At 52.4% G+C, this 16839-nt stretch carries 18 protein-coding genes; 12 read left to right on the top strand and 6 right to left on the bottom strand.

The features are described 5' to 3' along the window. The first annotated feature begins 1 nt into the window (after nt 1). The 7 genes from R3196_RS05155 to nqrM are packed head-to-tail and all read left to right on the top strand — an operon-like array spanning nt 2 to nt 5744. Nucleotides 2-1201 carry an NADH:ubiquinone reductase (Na(+)-transporting) subunit B gene (locus tag R3196_RS05155; RefSeq protein WP_318935588.1) on the top strand — a complete coding sequence of 400 codons (1200 nt, stop codon included), beginning with the start codon at nt 2-4 and terminating at the stop codon, nt 1199-1201. Next, complete coding sequence (locus tag R3196_RS05160; RefSeq protein WP_318935589.1) at nt 1194-1973, top strand: Na(+)-translocating NADH-quinone reductase subunit C; 780 nt, start codon at nt 1194-1196, stop codon at nt 1971-1973. The genes R3196_RS05155 and R3196_RS05160 overlap by 8 nt, the downstream gene beginning before the upstream one ends. Next, nucleotides 1966-2598, top strand: a complete 633-nt coding sequence (locus tag R3196_RS05165; protein ID WP_318935590.1) for an NADH:ubiquinone reductase (Na(+)-transporting) subunit D — start codon at nt 1966-1968, stop codon at nt 2596-2598. The genes R3196_RS05160 and R3196_RS05165 overlap by 8 nt, the downstream gene beginning before the upstream one ends. A gap of 10 nt (nt 2599-2608) precedes the next feature. Further along, nucleotides 2609-3217, top strand: a complete 609-nt coding sequence (gene nqrE, locus R3196_RS05170; protein WP_318935591.1) for an NADH:ubiquinone reductase (Na(+)-transporting) subunit E — start codon at nt 2609-2611, stop codon at nt 3215-3217. 42 nt (nt 3218-3259) lie between these two features. After that, nucleotides 3260-4486 carry an NADH:ubiquinone reductase (Na(+)-transporting) subunit F gene (nqrF, locus tag R3196_RS05175; RefSeq protein WP_318935592.1) on the top strand — a complete coding sequence of 409 codons (1227 nt, stop codon included), beginning with the start codon at nt 3260-3262 and terminating at the stop codon, nt 4484-4486. A 6-nt stretch (nt 4487-4492) separates the two neighbouring features. Further along, the gene (locus tag R3196_RS05180; RefSeq protein ID WP_318935593.1) at nt 4493-5515 is read left to right on the top strand and encodes an FAD:protein FMN transferase; all 1023 of its coding nucleotides are present in this window, start codon (nt 4493-4495) and stop codon (nt 5513-5515) included. A 16-nt stretch (nt 5516-5531) separates the two neighbouring features. Then, nucleotides 5532-5744 carry a (Na+)-NQR maturation NqrM gene (gene nqrM, locus R3196_RS05185; protein ID WP_318935594.1) on the top strand — a complete coding sequence of 71 codons (213 nt, stop codon included), beginning with the start codon at nt 5532-5534 and terminating at the stop codon, nt 5742-5744. Here the strand turns inward: nqrM and R3196_RS05190 are convergent. Together R3196_RS05190 and R3196_RS05195 are read right to left on the bottom strand one after the other, a co-directional pair. Continuing rightward, nucleotides 5741-6760: a hypothetical protein gene (locus R3196_RS05190; RefSeq protein ID WP_318935595.1), complete on the bottom strand. Its 1020-nt coding sequence runs from the start codon at nt 6758-6760 to the stop codon at nt 5741-5743. The genes nqrM and R3196_RS05190 overlap by 4 nt on opposite strands. 53 nt (nt 6761-6813) lie before the next feature. Then, nucleotides 6814-7551 (bottom strand): YciK family oxidoreductase, encoded by a 738-nt coding sequence (locus R3196_RS05195; RefSeq protein ID WP_318935641.1) that lies wholly within the window; start codon nt 7549-7551, stop codon nt 6814-6816. A 249-nt stretch (nt 7552-7800) separates the two neighbouring features. On the opposite strand from R3196_RS05195, the gene R3196_RS05200 reads away from it, so the two are divergent. From R3196_RS05200 to R3196_RS05215, 4 genes are all read left to right on the top strand, one after another. Continuing rightward, complete coding sequence (locus R3196_RS05200; RefSeq protein ID WP_318935596.1) at nt 7801-10188, top strand: VolA/Pla-1 family phospholipase; 2388 nt, start codon at nt 7801-7803, stop codon at nt 10186-10188. A gap of 108 nt (nt 10189-10296) precedes the next feature. Then, on the top strand, nt 10297-11292 hold the full coding sequence (gene sohB, locus R3196_RS05205) for a protease SohB (RefSeq protein ID WP_318935597.1): 996 nt from the start codon (nt 10297-10299) through the stop codon (nt 11290-11292). Further along, nucleotides 11249-11884: a DNA endonuclease SmrA gene (gene smrA / locus R3196_RS05210; protein WP_318935598.1), complete on the top strand. Its 636-nt coding sequence runs from the start codon at nt 11249-11251 to the stop codon at nt 11882-11884. Before sohB ends, smrA begins: the two co-directional genes overlap by 44 nt. Before the next feature lie 12 nt (nt 11885-11896). Continuing rightward, nucleotides 11897-12598, top strand: a complete 702-nt coding sequence (locus R3196_RS05215; RefSeq protein WP_318935599.1) for a hypothetical protein — start codon at nt 11897-11899, stop codon at nt 12596-12598. Between the two features lie 15 nt (nt 12599-12613). On the opposite strand, the gene R3196_RS05220 is transcribed toward R3196_RS05215, so the two are convergent. Further along, the gene (locus tag R3196_RS05220; protein WP_318935600.1) at nt 12614-13915 is read right to left on the bottom strand and encodes a dicarboxylate/amino acid:cation symporter; all 1302 of its coding nucleotides are present in this window, start codon (nt 13913-13915) and stop codon (nt 12614-12616) included. 78 nt (nt 13916-13993) lie between these two features. Next, on the bottom strand, nt 13994-14590 hold the full coding sequence (locus R3196_RS05225; RefSeq protein WP_318935601.1) for a Yip1 family protein: 597 nt from the start codon (nt 14588-14590) through the stop codon (nt 13994-13996). 133 nt (nt 14591-14723) lie between these two features. Here R3196_RS05225 and miaE point away from each other — a divergent pair, with 133 nt between their 5' ends. Then, on the top strand, nt 14724-15521 hold the full coding sequence (gene miaE / locus R3196_RS05230; RefSeq protein WP_318935602.1) for a tRNA isopentenyl-2-thiomethyl-A-37 hydroxylase MiaE: 798 nt from the start codon (nt 14724-14726) through the stop codon (nt 15519-15521). Here the strand turns inward: miaE and lpxH are convergent. Then, a complete protein-coding gene (gene lpxH / locus R3196_RS05235) occupies nt 15516-16247 on the bottom strand; it encodes a UDP-2,3-diacylglucosamine diphosphatase (protein ID WP_318935603.1) in 732 nt (243 codons plus the stop codon). The genes miaE and lpxH overlap by 6 nt on opposite strands. A 6-nt stretch (nt 16248-16253) precedes the next feature. Continuing rightward, entirely contained in the window at nt 16254-16751 is a 498-nt protein-coding gene (locus tag R3196_RS05240; RefSeq protein ID WP_318935604.1) for a peptidylprolyl isomerase, read from the bottom strand. Between the last annotated feature and the right edge of the window lie 88 nt (nt 16752-16839).

Genomic DNA, 16839 nt, shown 5'->3' on the forward strand with positions numbered 1-16839 from the left:
CATGGGCTTAAAAAATTACATTGAGCGGATTGAGCCGGACTTTGAGAAAGGTGGCAAGTACGAGAAGTGGTATCCGCTGTATGAAGCGGTGGCGACCATTCTGTACACCCCTGGCAAAGTAACTAAAGGGCCTACGCACGTAAAAGATAACGTTGATTTGAAACGGATCATGATCCTGGTCTGGCTGATGACATTCCCGGCCATGTTCTGGGGTATGTACAACGTCGGAAACCAGGCCGCCATGGCACTGGCGAACGGCTACGAATTATCAGGCGCCTGGCAGGTTGGTTTGTTCCATCTGCTCGGTGGCGATTTCGCTGACGCCGGCTGGGGTACCAAAATGTGGTACGGCGCCTGTTGGTTCCTGCCCATTTATGCCGTGACCTTTATTGTCGGCGGCTTCTGGGAAGTCGTTTTTGCCAGTGTGCGTAAGCATGAAGTTAACGAAGGCTTCTTCGTTACCTCGGTACTGTTTGCCCTGATTCTGCCAGCGACTATTCCGCTGTGGCAGGTGGCTCTGGGTATCTCGTTTGGTGTGGTTATCGGTAAGGAAATATTTGGCGGTACTGGCCGGAACTTCCTTAACCCAGCTCTGACCGGTCGGGCGTTCCTTTATTTTGCGTTTCCGGCACAGATTTCCGGTGACCAGGTCTGGACCGCGGTAGATGGTTTCTCGGGCGCCACACTGCTTGGTCAGGCGGCCAACGGTGTTAACTTCTTCGGCGATATGACGCTGTGGTGGGACGCCTTCCTGGGCAACATCCAGGGTTCTGTTGGTGAAGTATCGACCTTACTTATTCTGGTTGGTGGCCTGGCCCTGATTTATTTCCGTATCGCCTCCTGGCTGATTGTAACAGGGGTATTCCTGGGCATGGTGGCGCTGGCTTCGCTGTTTAATTTTATCGGCAGCGATACCAATGTCCTGTTCCATATGCCGTGGTACTGGCACCTGGTCACTGGTGGCTTTGCCTTTGCCATGATGTTTATGGCGACGGATCCGGTATCGGCTTCGTTCACATCAAAAGCGAAATTTGCTTACGGCTTTTTGATCGGTGCTCTGACAGTGCTGATTCGCGTGGTAAACCCGGCATATCCGGAAGGCATTATGTTGGCAATTCTGTTTGCTAACGTTTTCGCCCCTCTGTTTGACCACTTTGTTGTACAGGCGAACATAAAGCGGAGGCTGGCACGTCATGGCTAGTAATAATGACTCTCTGAAAAAGACGCTGATCGTTATTGTTTCACTGTGTTTAGTGTGTGCAGTAATCGTATCAGGGGCGGCAGTCGGCCTGAAACCACTGCAGAAAAAGAACGCCGCTTTGGACATGCAGCGTAACGTACTTGATGCGGCTGGCCTGCTGGAACCGGGTACCGATGTGGTCGCGGTTTTTGAAGAGCGGGTTGAGACCAAACTGGTTAACCTGAACACGCTGGAAGTTGTTGAAGATCGTGATGTGGTTGCGTTTGACCCGATTGCCGCGGCGCGGGATCCTGAGCTCAGCACCAAGCTGAGTAAATCAGAAGATCCAGCCGGTATTGGTCGTCGTGAAGATATCACCAAGGTTTACTTCATTAATGATGAGCAAGGCAACCTCGAGACGCTGGTACTGCACATCCGTGGTTATGGTCTGTGGGGTACTATGTATGGCTTGATTGCGCTGCAACCTGATTTGAATACTGTCCGCGGTATTAACTTTTACGAGCACTCTGAAACGCCTGGTTTAGGTGGTGAAATCACCAACCCGCGCTGGGTTCAGACCTGGCAAGGCAAGGAAATCTACGGCGACGAACTGGAACAAGTACAGATTGACGTGACCAAGAACGTCACTAGCGAAGCCCATGATATTGATGCGCTGTCTGGTGCAACCCTGACCAGTAACGGGGTTGAGTATCTGATTCAGTTCTGGTTCGGTGACATGGGTTACGGCCCGCTGTTAGAAAAAATTCGTAAGGGGGAGCTGACCAATGGTTAGTGCAAAGGAGATAAAAGAAGTCCTGTTTGGACCTATTTTCGCGAATAACCCGATCGCGCTGCAGATTCTGGGAATCTGCTCCGCGCTGGCGGTGACATCGAAAATGGAAAACACTGTGGTTATGTGTATTGCACTGACCCTGGTAACAGCCTTCTCGAACTTTTTTATTTCGTTGATCCGCAATCACATTCCCTCGAATGTCCGGATTATCGTGCAAATGACGATTATCGCCAGTTTGGTTATTGTTGTTGACGAGGTACTGCGTGCCTATGCCTACAGCATTGCTAAAGAGCTGTCGGTATTCGTTGGTCTGATCATCACCAACTGTATCGTTATGGGCCGCGCTGAAGCCTACGCGATGAAGAGCCCACCAGGAATGTCGTTCCTGGACGGTATTGGTAACGGTCTGGGCTACTCGGTGGTACTGCTGATTGTTGGTTTCATCCGTGAGCTGTTCGGCTCAGGTAGCCTGTTCGGTTACCAGATTCTGCAACTGGCTTCGGAAGGCGGCTGGTATCAGCCAATCGGCCTGTTAGTGTTGCCACCAAGCGCGTTCTTTATTATCGGCGGCTTTATCTGGGTACTGCGTACCTACCGTCCGGAACAAGTCGAGCCGAAGGATTAAGGAGCAGACCATGGAAGCCTATGTTAGTTTATTTGTAAAAGCGGTTTTCGTAGAAAACCTGGCGCTGTCATTCTTCCTCGGGATGTGTACCTTCCTGGCGGTTTCAAAGAAAGTCTCTACAGCCTTTGGTTTAGGTGTTGCCGTTATCGTGGTACTGGGTTTATCGGTGCCGGCCAACAACATCATTTATCATAATCTGCTGGCACCGGGCGCACTGGCCTGGGCTGGTTTTCCTGATGCGGATCTGAGCTTTCTGCGCTTCGTAACCTTTATTGGGGTGATCGCGGCGTTGGTACAGATTCTGGAAATGACTTTAGATAAATATGTTCCTGCGCTGTATAACGCGCTGGGGATTTTCCTTCCCCTCATCACAGTAAACTGTGCAATCTTTGGTGGCGTTGCCTTCATGGTTGAGCGTGATTATAACTTCACTGAAAGTGTGGTCTTCGGTATTGGTAGCGGTGTGGGCTGGGCGTTGGCAATTGTCGCGCTGGCAGCGGTACGTGAAAAACTGAAGTATGCGGACGTTCCGGATGGATTACGTGGTCTGGGCATCACATTTATTTCCACTGGTCTCATTGGATTGGGCTTTATGTCGTTTTCCGGCGTATCGCTTTAAGCACCGGTAACGGTAGTAACGGGTTAACAAGAGGTACAGTCGATGCAAGAGATTATTCTCGGCGTAGGCACATTCACCTTTATAGTGCTGGTTTTGGTTGCGATCATTATGTTCGCCAAATCAAAACTGGTTCCTCAGGGTGATGTTCAGATTACGATTAACGAAGACGAAGACAATAAAATCACCACCCAACCGGGAACCAAGCTTTTAACCGCGTTGGCGAATGCGGGCATCTATGTGTCCTCAGCCTGTGGCGGTGGTGGTTCTTGTGGTCAGTGTACGGTCAAGGTGAAAGAAGGCGGCGGTGATATTCTGCCAACTGAGAAAGACCATATTAACCGTAAAGAAGCCCGTGAAGGGGTTCGTCTGTCGTGCCAGGTTAACGTCAAGCAAGACATGGAAATTGAGGTGCCGGAAGAAGTATTCGGCGTCAGCAAGTGGGAGTGCGTGGTCAAATCAAACGAAAACGTTGCGACCTTTATCAAAGAATTTATCGTGCAGCTGCCGGAAGGTGAAGAAGTGCCTTTTAAAGCTGGCGGCTATATTCAGATTGAGGCACCACCTCACCATGTGCGCTACAAAGACTTTGATATCCCGTCGAAATTCCATGGCGACTGGGAGCGTTTCGGCTTCTTTGATATTGAGTCACGGGTTGATGAAGAAGTAACCCGCGCGTACTCAATGGCGAACTATCCGGAAGAGAAAGGCATTATCATGTTGAACGTGCGCATCGCGACACCGCCACCAAACAACCTGAGTCTGCCGGCCGGTAAGATGTCGTCGTATATCTGGAGTCTGCGCCCGGGCGACAAAGTGACTATCGCTGGTCCGTTTGGTGAGTTCTATGCCAAAGATACCGATGCTGAGATGGTCTTTATCGGCGGGGGTGCCGGTATGGCGCCAATGCGCTCACATATCTTTGATCAGCTGCGTCGGATTAACACCGATCGTAAGATTAGCTTCTGGTACGGCGCGCGGTCTAAAAAAGAAATGTTCTACGTTGAAGACTTCGACATGCTGGCCAAAGAAAACGACAATTTCGAATGGCACATCGCCCTGTCTGATCCGCAACCGGAAGATGACTGGGAAGGTGACACCGGCTTTATCCACAACGTACTTTATAAGAACTATCTAAAGGATCATGAAGCGCCGGAAGATTGTGAATACTACATGTGTGGACCACCTGTGATGAACGCGGCGGTTATCAACATGCTACGTGACCTGGGTGTAGAGGAAGAAAATATTATGCTGGATGACTTTGGTGGTTAATACGCCATGCAGCTGACATTTTCATCAATCCTGCGAATCTGGCTGGCCCTTTTGGGGCTGGCCTTTTTCGTTTCATGTAGTCAGGCTCCTGAGCTACGGGCCATTAACGGCCAGACTATGGGAACCACCTACAATATCCGCTACGTTTCGGGTAACCCAAGGCACAGCACTGAGAATATTAAAGAGCGGGTGGATGGCGTGCTGGCCCAGATCAATAGCCAGATGTCGACTTATGATCCAGAGTCAGAGCTGTCGCAGTTTAATCAGCGACGGACCACCGAGCCGGTAGTGATATCGCGAGCGCTGGAGCAAGTTGTGCGGCGGGCGCTGGAAGTGGCTGAAGAGACTGACGGGCTGCTGGATATTACCGTCGGCCCCCTGGTAAACCTGTGGGGTTTTGGTCCGCAAGCCCGGCCTAACGTGATTCCGACCCAGGCCGAGCTGGCTGATGTTCGCGCAAAAGTGGGCTATCAGTACCTGCAGGTGGATAACCACCAACTGATTAAAGCCATACCGGATCTCTACGTTGATCTTTCAACTATTGCTAAGGGCTATGGCGTTGACCGGGTGGCGCTACTACTTGAGCAGATGGATATTCACAACTATCTGGTCGAAATTGGCGGCGAAATGCGCACGAAAGGCGATAAGCCTGGCGATCAGCCATGGCGTATCGCGGTAGAAAAGCCGGTGACAACCGAACGTGCTGTGCAACGTACCATCGAGCCGGGTAATCAGGCGATAGCCACCTCGGGCGACTATCGTAATTATTACGAAGAGCAGGGGCGGCGTTATTCCCATATTATCGATCCGACTACCGGTGAGCCGATTCAGCATAACCTGGTGTCGGTTACCGTACTGACGGACACGGCAATGGATGCCGACGCATACGCTACAGCGCTGACGGTAATGGGACCGGAGCGGGCCCTGGCTTTTGCTGAGCAGAAGCAACTGGCGGTGCTATTGATAACCCGTGAAAATGATGCCTTTAAAGAGTATACTAGTACTGCATTTAAACGTTTTGAGCAGTGAAAGTCGGAGGTAACCCGTGGGTTTATTTTTAGCAGTATTTGCCACCTTTCTGATCGTGGTATTAGCCATGGCGGTCGGGGTTATTTTTCAGAATAAAGCGATCTCCGGCAGTTGCGGTGGTATCGCTAACCTCGGAATGGATAAAGCCTGTGACTGTGATGACCCGTGCGACGATAAGAAAGCGCGCATGGCAAAGGAAAAACAGTGGCAGGACAACCGTATTCATTAATCCGTTGCAGCGGCTGGCCAGCTGAATTTCGCTACATAGCCGCTTTTTCCTGCCAGGTAACAGTGGCCTGCCACGCAGGCACTATTCCAGATATTTTCTTCACTAAGGCGCAACCAGGCCTCATTAGCCGCGGGTAACAGCGCCGCGCCATCCGGGTTGCTCACCAGAATTGCCCCGTCAGGTAATACTGTCAGACTATATAAAGCGCCTGCCAGTGGCGGCTCGCTCAGGGGCGTGAATTCACCGTCTTCATAACGCACCAGGCGTGGTCTTGCTTCGCTATTATTCAAATCGCCACCCGCCAACAGTGCATGGCGCTGGCTGAACGGCCAGACGCTGGCAATACCGGCGGAGGGACCAGCAGGTAAGGGGCTATCAATAGCCTTGAAGCGGATACCAAAGTCACGTTTGATTAATAGCCGGGCGGTCGTCGCGTTGGCGGTACCAATCACCCAGACGTTATTTTTATAGCGGATACAACTACCGCTTGCGGCCAGCCCGCCTTCACCAGGTAAGGGCTTGCTATCGACCACGTTACGCGCGGTCAGCCAATTGCGGCCATCGGCCCCACGAACCATGCTCCAGAGGCTATCGACGCTATCGCCATAAACCCAGGCCTCGCCCGTTTCAGACATCGCCATACAATTCAGAAACTGGTTGGAACCAGCGCGATAGTGTAGCTGCCAGTTGCGGCCGCCATCACCGGTATGATAAATACGGGACGCGCCACCTTTACCAATGCTCAGCGCATAGGCCTCGGAGGCGCTGGTCGCTTCAATGTCGCGAAACTCCAGATCGGCGGAAGCCGGCTGGAAATAATCCCAACTGGCGCCACCATCGACACTGCGGCCAATAGTAGAGGAGGAACCGCTGAGCCAGATCACATCAGCACTGGGAGTACTGATGCCAATCCAGTTGATGTCAGTTCGCGCCGGCAATACCTCAAGGGGTACGGCGGCTTCAATACTGGACGTTAAACCCATGGCAGCTAACAGGGCGAAGGCACGCAGCGTCATTAAACTCTCGCTATGGAAAATTAGTTAGCACTGAGTGTAACAGAAACGTCCGATTATTGTGCGTCCAACGATTCGCCGTGAACGGATCGGCTGTCGTCACTCATCAGGTACACATAAAGGGGCATGTGATCCGCTGGCGTTTTTAGTTTCTGAGCATCTTCGGCCGGATAGGCCCGGCCGCGCATGCTGGTGCGGGTCGCTCCCGGATTAATCACATTAACGCGGATAGTACTGCCTTCGTATTCGTCGGCTATAACCTGCGCCAGGCCTTCAGTCGCAAACTTGCTTACTGCGTAAGGCCCCCAGAATGCGCGACCTTTGCGACCAACCCCGGAGGAGGTGAAGACAATACTGGCCGCTGCCGATTGCTTCAGCGCGGGCATCAGCGCCTGAGTCATCATGAACTGGGCGGTTACGTTCACCTGCATAACATCATTCCAGCTGTCATGATCGATATGCTCAAAGGGCGACAGAACCCCTAACAGGCCCGCATTGTGCAATAAGCCGTCGAGCCTGCCGAACTGGTCGATAATAGTGGCGCCAAGGCCCTGATAATGGCTTTTTGTCGCGCCCTTAAGATCCATTGGCACTATGGCTGGTTCCGGACCGCCCGCGGCGACAATCTCGTCGTAGACGGCTTCGAGCTTACTAACGGTGCGACCGAGCAGAATGACAGTGGCACCGGCACCGGCATAAGTCAGTGCCGCTTCGCGTCCGATGCCATCGCCGGCGCCGGTAACAAGGATGATTTTACCGGCCAGAGTTGAGTCCGTTATAGGGTAGTTGTGCATTGAGGTCATTTTAGGCTTACACTAGATGAAATACGTAGCTGCAAGTGTACTGGTTTTTTTATCATTTCTCAGCCAGCATAAAGAAAATCTCGAAAAATACTTTAATGTTGGCTGCTGGCGGTGTATAAAATTTTGTTAATTGATTGTCTTGTCCTACCAGTTAGAAAAGGCGATGATAGGGCGATACTTTAGAAAAGCATCTGCAGGTGCTCAACAGATAACAACACGAACACGGATTGGGGAAGCCTCATGAAAAAACTCTTGCTTGTAACCGCAATTAGCAGCGCGCTGCTAGTCGCTTGTGGTAGCGGTGATGAAGCACCGGTAACCGAAACAGAAACTCAGGTTAATTCGACGCGGGTGCTGTTTGACCCGGCTAATGGCGCTGTACCAGTACCATCCAACATTTTGTTGAGCGGTACTGTTGACGGAACATTAAACATTCCGGTCGCCGATGCAACTGATGGCGCAAACCCGACAGTGGCCCTGAACGGTCTGGATGGATGGGGTACGCACTCAACCTCTACCTTCAGTTTCTCTTTGCCGCTGGATGCTGATGGCGATCAGGTGACAGTTAATAGTGCCAGTCTGGAAGCCGCCGGTTCAATACGCGTATTCGAAGCGATTATGGGTGGCAGCGCAGTCAGTGCGGAATGTGCCGCGGCAAGCCCGGCCGCGACCTGTGCGGTCGTTGCTGAATTAACTCATGGTGTTGATTTTATGGTCCGCGCCACCGGCCCTGCTGGTGTTGCCGTAGTGCCGCTGCAGCCGTTGAAGCCGAAAACCGGCTATCTGATTGTGTTAACTGACAATATTCAGGATTCACTGGGGCGTGACGTTGAACCTTCACAGACCTATGCGCTGATGAAGCGTGATGCTGATACCCACCCGGTCTCATCCAGTGCTTCAGCGGTTGGTCTGCAACGTCTGATCAATAGCTATGAGAATGCCTTACAGGCATTTGGGGTGAACAAAGAGTCCATTATTTACACCTCAAATTATACGACGCAGTCGACCGCTGATGTGTTTGTCGCCATCAAAGGCCTGATGACACAGCAGTTCATGTCTACCGGATCACCAGCTCTGGGCGTTCAGGATACTGGCATTTCCGTTGCTGACGCCTTAGTGGGCGCCGGTCAGCTGCCAGCCGATCCGACTAATCCGGCTTATGCCGCCGCAAGTACCGCCAGCTTGTACCAGGGTCAGGTAACCCTGCCATACTACCTGCCGGTTCCGACTGCTGAAAATCCACGTGCACCGCTTACGGGTCGCTGGATGGCAATGTGTGACAGCCCGGCTTCGATTCTGGGTGCGATTCAGGCCGGTGCGCTTGACCCTGCGGCGGCCGGTATCGACCCTGCGGCGCTGCAAAATCCGGCACTGTTACTGCCACCGAACAACTGCTATGACTTCCCGGGCATTGACCCTGAGCGTCACCTGACCAAATACAACCCATTCCCGGCTACCACCATGCAGGCAAACATCCCTGTGGTCATGGCGGTACCGGATGAAGCCGCGGTTAACCAGGTACGGACAGCGCAAGGCCTGGCACCTATTAGCAAACCTGCCAATGGCTGGCCGGTGGTGATCTTCCAGCACGGCATTACCGGTGCTAAAACCAATTCGTTTGGTATTGCAGGAACTCTGGCAGTTTCAGGTTTTGCAACTGTAGCTATTGACCATCCACTGCACGGCGACCGTGGTTTTGGTGCAATTAACGCAACCACAGGTTCTGCCACTGCTTACATGAATCTGGGTAGCCTGTTGACCGCGCGGGACAACATCCGTCAGTCAATTTCTGACATGCTGGGCCTGCGTTTAAGCCTGAACGCGGCGCAGGGTGCAGACGTTGACGGCTCACGGGTATTCCTGGTCGGCCACTCGTTAGGTGGTATTACCGGCACCGTATTTACCGCGATGGGTAATACTGAAATGAGCGGCGCTCTGCAACCCGCTTCAGGCTTGTTCAATGTTGAGGCCAGCAGCCTTATGGCACCAGGCGGCAGTATCGCTAACCTGCTGTTGGGTTCTCCGACTTTCGGTCCGGTCATTAAGAGCCAGCTGCTGTACGCTGCCAATGAAGACTTCGCTGCGGCAGTGAATCAGGCGGCGCAGAATGCTGGTATTTCACCAAGCGATCCGGGGTTCCAGGGTTTATTGATTCAGGTTTACAATCAGTTCCTGAGCGGTCTGAATGACAGCCAGCGTGCTCAGGTTAATGGCTTGTTCGAGCAGTTTGCCTTCGCTGCGCAGACTGTTATCGATTCAGCTGACCCGATTAACTATGCCCGCAATATTATTGCCACTGAAAGTCCTATCCACCTGATTGAAGTTGTTGGCAACGGCGATTCGCTGCCTGACCAGGTGGTACCGAATAGTGTGCCAGGCAAACCGCTGGCGGGTACTGAGCCGTTAATCGCACAGATGGAGCTGCAAGCTATAACGCAAACGACTGCCAGTGCTGACGGTACAACAGTATCTGGTGCGGTGCGCTTTACTGAAGGCAACCATAGCTCTATCGTGAGCCCGGCGGCTTCAGTTGCGGCAACGATAGAAATGCAGATGCAGGCCGCTGGCTGGTTCAGCACCGGCGCAACGGCTATCCCGGTGTTTAACCCGGCTGTTATTAAGCAATAACGCCCGACCGGAAATACGTTAGAATAAAAAGGCTGCGTTCTCGCAGCCTTTTTTTATCGCTTTATTTTACCGTCTCTTTTGAAACGTACGAAAAGCACAGGAGTTGCTATGGAGTTTTTACTTAACCTTGCGGAATTTACCTCAAAGGCGGCGATTATTGTTATCGCTATCGTGCTGGTGGTCGGGGTTATCGCCAATGCGGCACAACGCCAACGCAAACAGAAAGGTGAGTTGCATGTTGAGCGGCTTTCTGACGATCTGCGAGATACCGCGAACGACCTGAAGCTTGAGCTGCTGGATCGGGCTGAGCGGAAGAAAGCGGAGAAGGCGTTGAAGAAACAACGCAAGAAGGCGACGAAAGAAAGCGATTGGCCAAAACTTTTCGTACTGGACTTTAACGGCAGTATGGATGCCAAAGAAGTCGATCAGCTGCGTCGCGAAGTGAACGCGGTGGTTGCGGTTGCCAGTAAGGGCGATAAAGTGATGGTCAGACTGGAGAGCGGTGGCGGCGTTGTGCACGGCTACGGACTTGGCGCGGCGCAACTGCAAAGGCTGCGTGATGCGGAACTTGAGCTGATTGTCAGTGTCGATAAGGTAGCGGCCAGTGGTGGTTATATGATGGCCTGTGTGGCCAATAGTATTCAGGCAGCCCCCTTTGCCATTATAGGTTCGATTGGCGTACTGGCCCAGATGCCAAACTTTCATCGCTGGCTTAAGAAACATGACGTGGACTTTGAACAGATTACCGCGGGTGAGTATAAGCGCACGCTTACTTTGTTTGGCCCGAATACTGACGAAGGCCGGCAGAAATTTAAAGAAGAGATGGAAAACATACATGAGCAATTTAAAACTCATGTGAAGAAATACCGGCCCGGGCTGGATATCGATAAGGTTGCCACCGGTGAGTACTGGACCGCGCAGCAGGCACAGGAACTTGGGCTGGTGGATAACCTGACGACTAGTGATGCCTGGCTACTGGAACGTACCAGTGATCACGCTATTTTCGGGGTAAGGTATAGTACTAAGAAGCCATTGGGCGAGCGTATTGGCCGCAATATGAATGCGGTACTCAGCAGTTTGCGGGAGTTTATCAGTAAGTCGTAGTGAGAGGAGAGCAGTTGTGAGCGATGAGTTTGAGCTGTTTCGCCGCGAAATGACTGGCGTGACGCCTTTGGAAGGTGACGATGTGGCGGACGTGCGCACCGCATTTACACCAACCCTGGCTCAGATCGAGCGGCGTAAGGCGGCTGAACAGCAAGCTGAAGACGATCTGAACTATCTGTCGATGGAGTTCGTCGATCGGGTCGCGCCTGAGGATGTACTCGAGTTCCGCCGTGACGGTGTCCAGCACGGTGTTTACAAGCAGTTGCGTATGGGCCGCTATGAGATTGAAGCGGCTCTTGATTTACATCACCACAGTTTGCGCCAGGCCCGTAAAGCCTTGTTTGACTTTATCCAGTTGTGTCACCGGCGGGGTGTACGTACCGCCATCGTGGTACACGGTATCGGCAAGTTTTCTAAACCACACCCGGCTTTGCTGAAGAGCTACGTTAATAAGTGGCTGCGGCAGCTCGAGCCGGTAATGGCCTTTCACAGTGCCCAGCGACAACATGGTGGCGTCGGCTCTATGTACGTCATGTTGCGTAAGAATCCGGAACAAAAAGCTTTTAACCGTGAACGGCATCAGAAACGTTAGTACAGGAGCCTTATGAAACACTTTGCACAACTGACGGCCGCAGCCGTGTTAACAGCATTGGCGGTTTTTGCCGGCGCAGCACATAGCGAACAAACGCTGTCGGAGCGCGTCGGCGGGTTGATACAGCAACAGGTCGAACAGCGCCTGGGCGCGGATCTGAAGTATGAGTTATTTGACCTGAACACCCTCACGGCGGAGCTGATGGCGACAGATGTCCGCCTGACGACGCGGGTTAGCGAGCTCGACGCCGGCCTCAATCAGGTACTGCGGACAGAGCAAGTGCTGATTCACGGTGACTGGCTGACGCCTACCAAAAACCAGCTGATACTGGATGAAGTGGTAGCGAACGATGCGCAGCTGACGATTGCCTACTATGGTAAGGGTAAGTCAAACCTGCATGCGCTTTACGATGCCTATATGGCACAGCAACCCGTTTATAAGGCGTCAGAACGACTGATCTGGAAACTGGGAGAGGTACAGCTGAATAACGTGGTAGTGAACCTGTTCGACAGCGGTCTGCCGATTTTAAGTGTGCAGTTGGAGGCCCTGAGGTTGCCGCCGATGGCGTCAACGGATAGCGCTGACGATTATATCGCTAAAGTACTGGTGCCTTTACTCAACCAGGTTCAGCAGCAGATCCTCAACGGCGAACTGAATGCGGCAGTGGATACCTCACGCCTGATGCGATTTATGTGGCGTGAGGCACTGATGTAAAAGTGGTGAAGCGGATCAGATTTGATCCGCTACGTCCCGTTCTTTAACGTCGGCGTCGGCATCGTTGAAGACATCTTCATCCAGCGCACCTTCGCTTTTCGCTACAATAACACTGACCATGGCATCCCCGGTCACGTTCACCGCGGTGCGGGTCATATCCAGCAAGCGGTCAACCCCGATAATCAGGCCAATTCCTTCCACTGGCAGGCCAACCTGACCTAATACCATAGCCAGCATGATCATACCCACGCCGGGCACACCTGCGGTACCGATTGACGCAAGCGTCGCGGTAAGCACCACCATCAGATAATCAGCTATGCTCAGGTCAACCAGGTAAACCTGGGCTATAAAGACGGTTGCGACCCCCTGCATAATGGCGGTGCCGTCCATATTGATAGTGGCTCCGAGCGGCACGGTGAATGAACCGACACTGTTGTGCACGCCCAACCGCTTGGTAACAGTTTCCAGGGTCACTGGCATGGTCGCGTTACTGCTGGCGGTACTGAAACCGAAAATCTGCACTTCACGCATTTTTCTCAGGAACATGATCGGATTCATGCGACTAAGTGCCTTCAGAATGATCGGATAGGTAATTAATGCATGAGTCAGCAACACCGCGATGACCAGTACGAAGTAGGTGCCCAGACTGGTAATAGCGCTGAACTCGGTTTCGCTGAACAGTTTGGCCATCAGGGCAAAAACACCATAAGGAGCCAGATTCATCAGAATAATGACCAGCTTCATAATCACTTCGTTAAAGTCTTCAAACAGGGCTTTGACCCGCTCGCCGGGCTTACCGCCGACCAGTGCGGTAGCAATACCGAACAGTAGCGCAAAGACAATGATCTGCAGCATGTTGCCATTGGCGAACGCATCAAAAGGGTTAGTCGGGAACAGGTCGATGATGACCTGCGCCAGGCTGGGCGCTTCTTTTGCTTCAAATACCGCTTCGGTTTCAAGTTCCAGCCCGGAGCCCGGCTGAACAATAACAGCGGCCGCAATGGCCAGGCTGATAGCGATTGCGGTAGTCACCAGGTACAGACCCACAGCCTTACCACCGAGTCGGCCCAGCTTGGCCGGGTCACTGAGTGCACAGGTACCCAGTACCAACGACACGAAAACCAGGGGAACGACCAGCATCTGCAAGGATGCGATGAAGATTTGGCCGATCACAAAGAACAGACCGTTAGTCAGGTAATTTTCAACAATTGTGCTGTCTTTGAAAAGGATTTGCAGTAGGGCGCCGACCACAATACCGGCGAACATGCCGATAACAATGCGGGTGGTGAGGCTTAGTTTTTTATTTTTGTCACTCATTTGTAGTCCTGTAGAGTCAAGTTGAGCTGGAACCTGCTAAGCCTATCAGATTCCAGCTCAAGGCCATAGTCAGAGGCGTTAAATGTACGCGGGGCCGAGACCATTGGTCCAGAGTATGGCCGAAACGACCATCAGCACGACCAGCATAATGAGGCCAGCCGTTACGACTGAACTGGCGTAAATAAAGCCACGTTCTTCAGGAATGTGCATCAGTATCGGCACCCCGGAGTAAAGCAGATAAACCGAGTAGGATATACCGGCCAGGAATGCCATGGTGACAAACCACAGCTCCGGATACAGTGCTGCGATGCCGGACATAATTGCCGGAGTCGCGGTATAAGCGGCAAGTTCCATGGACTGGGTGAAGGTGGGGCTGGCGCCGAAGGTTTTCGCCATCCAGTGGATCAGATAGGCGAGCGCGAAAACCGCCACGATGATGCCGAGGTACATGGCGACGGCCATGGTCATTGCACTGCTTTTAGTTAAAAAAGTCGCTTCGCGGGCCCCTATACTCCAGCCCAGGTAGGCAGACGCGTAATAGGCGGCAGCGCAGGGGATTAAAGCAATAAGCAGAATGTGGCTTAATGCGAACGTCATGCTCTCATGGCGTGAGTCTATGGTTTTCCATTCTTCTAGCGGATGGGCGTATAACCCCCATATATGGTTCAGGATCATGACTGGCCTCTGTTCTGTGTGATTCTTATTTTATTATAGTTAGCGCCGGATATTTTTTCGGCTTACTCTCTATATTGGTCAGTTTTTGACGGTAGTCAAGGGTTTTTCCTGCCCTGTAGCATGCATTTATGGCATGATCGGCAGCCGCCGGACAAAACCTGAGGGAACCCAGATTTTGCAGACCTTACTTGCGCCCATACATCGTTTTTTGCATTGCCAGACGCCCGCTGCCTGGGTTACTGAAGCGACTAAGCCCGAACATCTCGAGCTGGTCCTTATTGATCATCTGATTTGCGAGCTGAAAGCGGCGCAATCGGCCATGTATCTGATCCGTAAATATGCCGTCGATGAAGCCAGTGGCACCGCGTTGTTGGCATGGCTCAAGCCTTATGAAGATTTTGCTTATCGCCGCCAGGGCGACTGGCGTGAACTCGGTCGCGCTGGCGGCCTTGCGAAGACCATGCTGCCGCGCAAACCGACACCTTATAGCCAGGAACTTATCGACAAGATGGTGATGCTGATAAAAGAAGAATTGCACCATTTTTATCAGGTACTGGAGGTTATGGATAAACGGCAGGTTGCCTACCGGAATATTACCTCCGGGCGCTATGCCAGCGGCTTATTGCGCCATGTGCGAACTTACGAACCGGAAACCCTGATTGATAAACTCATTTGCGGTGCCTATATTGAGGCGCGCTCCTGTGAGCGTTTTGCTGCATTGGCGCCCCATGTGGATGCCGATCTGGCCCGCTTCTATATTAGTCTGCTGCGTTCGGAAGCACGCCACTTTGAGGACTATCTGGAGTTGGCTGAGCAAATTGCCGGCGGCGATATCAGCGAACGGGTGCACTTTTTTGGGGCGGTTGAAGCGGAACTGATTGAATCAGCTGATAGCGAGTTCCGCTTTCACAGCGGCCGGCCAGCGCTATAGTGGCTGACTAATTAATTGGCGTTCAGTGCGGGTAACCCGAAGTAAACTGCCTTGCTCATACCAGTCACCGAGGACTATGCGTTCGGCGGTATTGCCATCGGGCAGCTGATGTTCATGAATAGCCGGGCGGTGGGTATGACCATGAATCATCTGGCCAACATCGTAACGGACAAATAAATCGATAACGGCAGTGTCGGTGACATCCATAATGGCCAATTGCTCCGCCGACAGCGGCTGCTGGGTGGCGCTGGATGCCCGCAGTTTATTGGCGATGCGCATTCGCATACTAAGCGGCAATGCTAACAGTATTTTGACCAGCCAGGGTTGGCGTATAATCCGGCGGAAGCGCTGGTAGCTGCGATCGGCGGTACAGAGGCTGTCGCCGTGCAGCAGCAGGGTGGGCGTACCGTACAGATCAATGACTGCAGGTTCATTTAACAGCCGCACCCCGGTCATTCTGGCGAACCGGGGTCCGACCAGGAAATCACGGTTACCGGCAATAAAATAAACCGGCACGCCCTGTTGGGTCACTTGCCGCAACGCTCCCTGCAGCGCGGCGGCGAAGTCGCTGGTATCATCATCACCAATCCAGGCGTCAAAAAGATCGCCGAGGATATAAAGGGCATCGGCATGCACCGCCTGTTCCTGCAAGAATTCCAGAAACAGACGGGTGATATCAGGCCGCGCCGGGCTCAGATGGAGATCAGAAATGAACCAGCTGGTCATAATGACTTAGTCGTCTATGCTGACTCGTTCGATAATCACGTCATCAACCGGAACGTCCTGATGCCAGCCAGCACCTTCGGTACGCATCTGCTCAATATCATTGACCACGGTCATACCGTCAGTGACTTCAGCAAATACACAGTAGCCCCAGCCACCAACGCTCTTGTTTTTGAAATCCAGAAAGTCGTTATCCGCACAGTTGATAAAGAACTGCGAACTGGCTGAATGTGGATCCTGGGTACGGGCCATGGCTACAGTGCCTTTTTTATTCTTCAGGCCATTGTCAGCTTCGTTATTGATCGGTTCATGGGTTTCTTTCTGAACCATTTCGAGGTTGAAGCCGCCACCCTGAATCATAAAACCCTTAATTACACGGTGAAATAAGGTGTTGTCGTAGAACCCTTCACGGGCGTAGCGCAGAAAATTCTCAACAGTTTTGGGCGCTTCGTCTGCAAAGAGCTTCATGGTGATATCGCCATGATTGGTATGTAAAGTCACCTTCATTACTAATACTCCGTTTTCTGTTAATTAAGAAATTTACTGAATCAGTTTACCACCGTTTGTTACCAGGCTACAGCATGCGTTATGATTA

The sequence above is a fragment of the Pseudidiomarina sp. genome, from assembly GCF_033722695.1.
Lineage (GTDB): Bacteria > Pseudomonadota > Gammaproteobacteria > Enterobacterales > Alteromonadaceae > Pseudidiomarina.

Excerpts from the sequence above, each read along its gene's own strand:
- R3196_RS05240 (WP_318935604.1), bottom strand. The coding sequence starts at position 16,751 with ATGAAGGTGACTTTACATACCAATCATGGCGATATCACCATGAAGCTC.
- miaE (WP_318935602.1), top strand. The coding sequence starts at position 14,724 with ATGATCGGCAGCCGCCGGACAAAACCTGAGGGAACCCAGATTTTGCAG.
- R3196_RS05220 (WP_318935600.1), bottom strand. The coding sequence starts at position 13,915 with ATGAGTGACAAAAATAAAAAACTAAGCCTCACCACCCGCATTGTTATC.
- R3196_RS05225 (WP_318935601.1), bottom strand. The coding sequence starts at position 14,590 with ATGATCCTGAACCATATATGGGGGTTATACGCCCATCCGCTAGAAGAA.
- R3196_RS05155 (WP_318935588.1), top strand. The coding sequence starts at position 2 with ATGGGCTTAAAAAATTACATTGAGCGGATTGAGCCGGACTTTGAGAAA.
- R3196_RS05200 (WP_318935596.1), top strand. The coding sequence starts at position 7,801 with ATGAAAAAACTCTTGCTTGTAACCGCAATTAGCAGCGCGCTGCTAGTC.
- lpxH (WP_318935603.1), bottom strand. The coding sequence starts at position 16,247 with ATGACCAGCTGGTTCATTTCTGATCTCCATCTGAGCCCGGCGCGGCCT.
- smrA (WP_318935598.1), top strand. The coding sequence starts at position 11,249 with ATGCGGTACTCAGCAGTTTGCGGGAGTTTATCAGTAAGTCGTAGTGAG.
- R3196_RS05165 (WP_318935590.1), top strand. The coding sequence starts at position 1,966 with ATGGTTAGTGCAAAGGAGATAAAAGAAGTCCTGTTTGGACCTATTTTC.
- R3196_RS05160 (WP_318935589.1), top strand. The coding sequence starts at position 1,194 with ATGGCTAGTAATAATGACTCTCTGAAAAAGACGCTGATCGTTATTGTT.
- R3196_RS05190 (WP_318935595.1), bottom strand. The coding sequence starts at position 6,760 with ATGACGCTGCGTGCCTTCGCCCTGTTAGCTGCCATGGGTTTAACGTCC.
- nqrF (WP_318935592.1), top strand. The coding sequence starts at position 3,260 with ATGCAAGAGATTATTCTCGGCGTAGGCACATTCACCTTTATAGTGCTG.
- sohB (WP_318935597.1), top strand. The coding sequence starts at position 10,297 with ATGGAGTTTTTACTTAACCTTGCGGAATTTACCTCAAAGGCGGCGATT.
- R3196_RS05195 (WP_318935641.1), bottom strand. The coding sequence starts at position 7,551 with ATGCACAACTACCCTATAACGGACTCAACTCTGGCCGGTAAAATCATC.
- nqrE (WP_318935591.1), top strand. The coding sequence starts at position 2,609 with ATGGAAGCCTATGTTAGTTTATTTGTAAAAGCGGTTTTCGTAGAAAAC.
- R3196_RS05215 (WP_318935599.1), top strand. The coding sequence starts at position 11,897 with ATGAAACACTTTGCACAACTGACGGCCGCAGCCGTGTTAACAGCATTG.
- R3196_RS05180 (WP_318935593.1), top strand. The coding sequence starts at position 4,493 with ATGCAGCTGACATTTTCATCAATCCTGCGAATCTGGCTGGCCCTTTTG.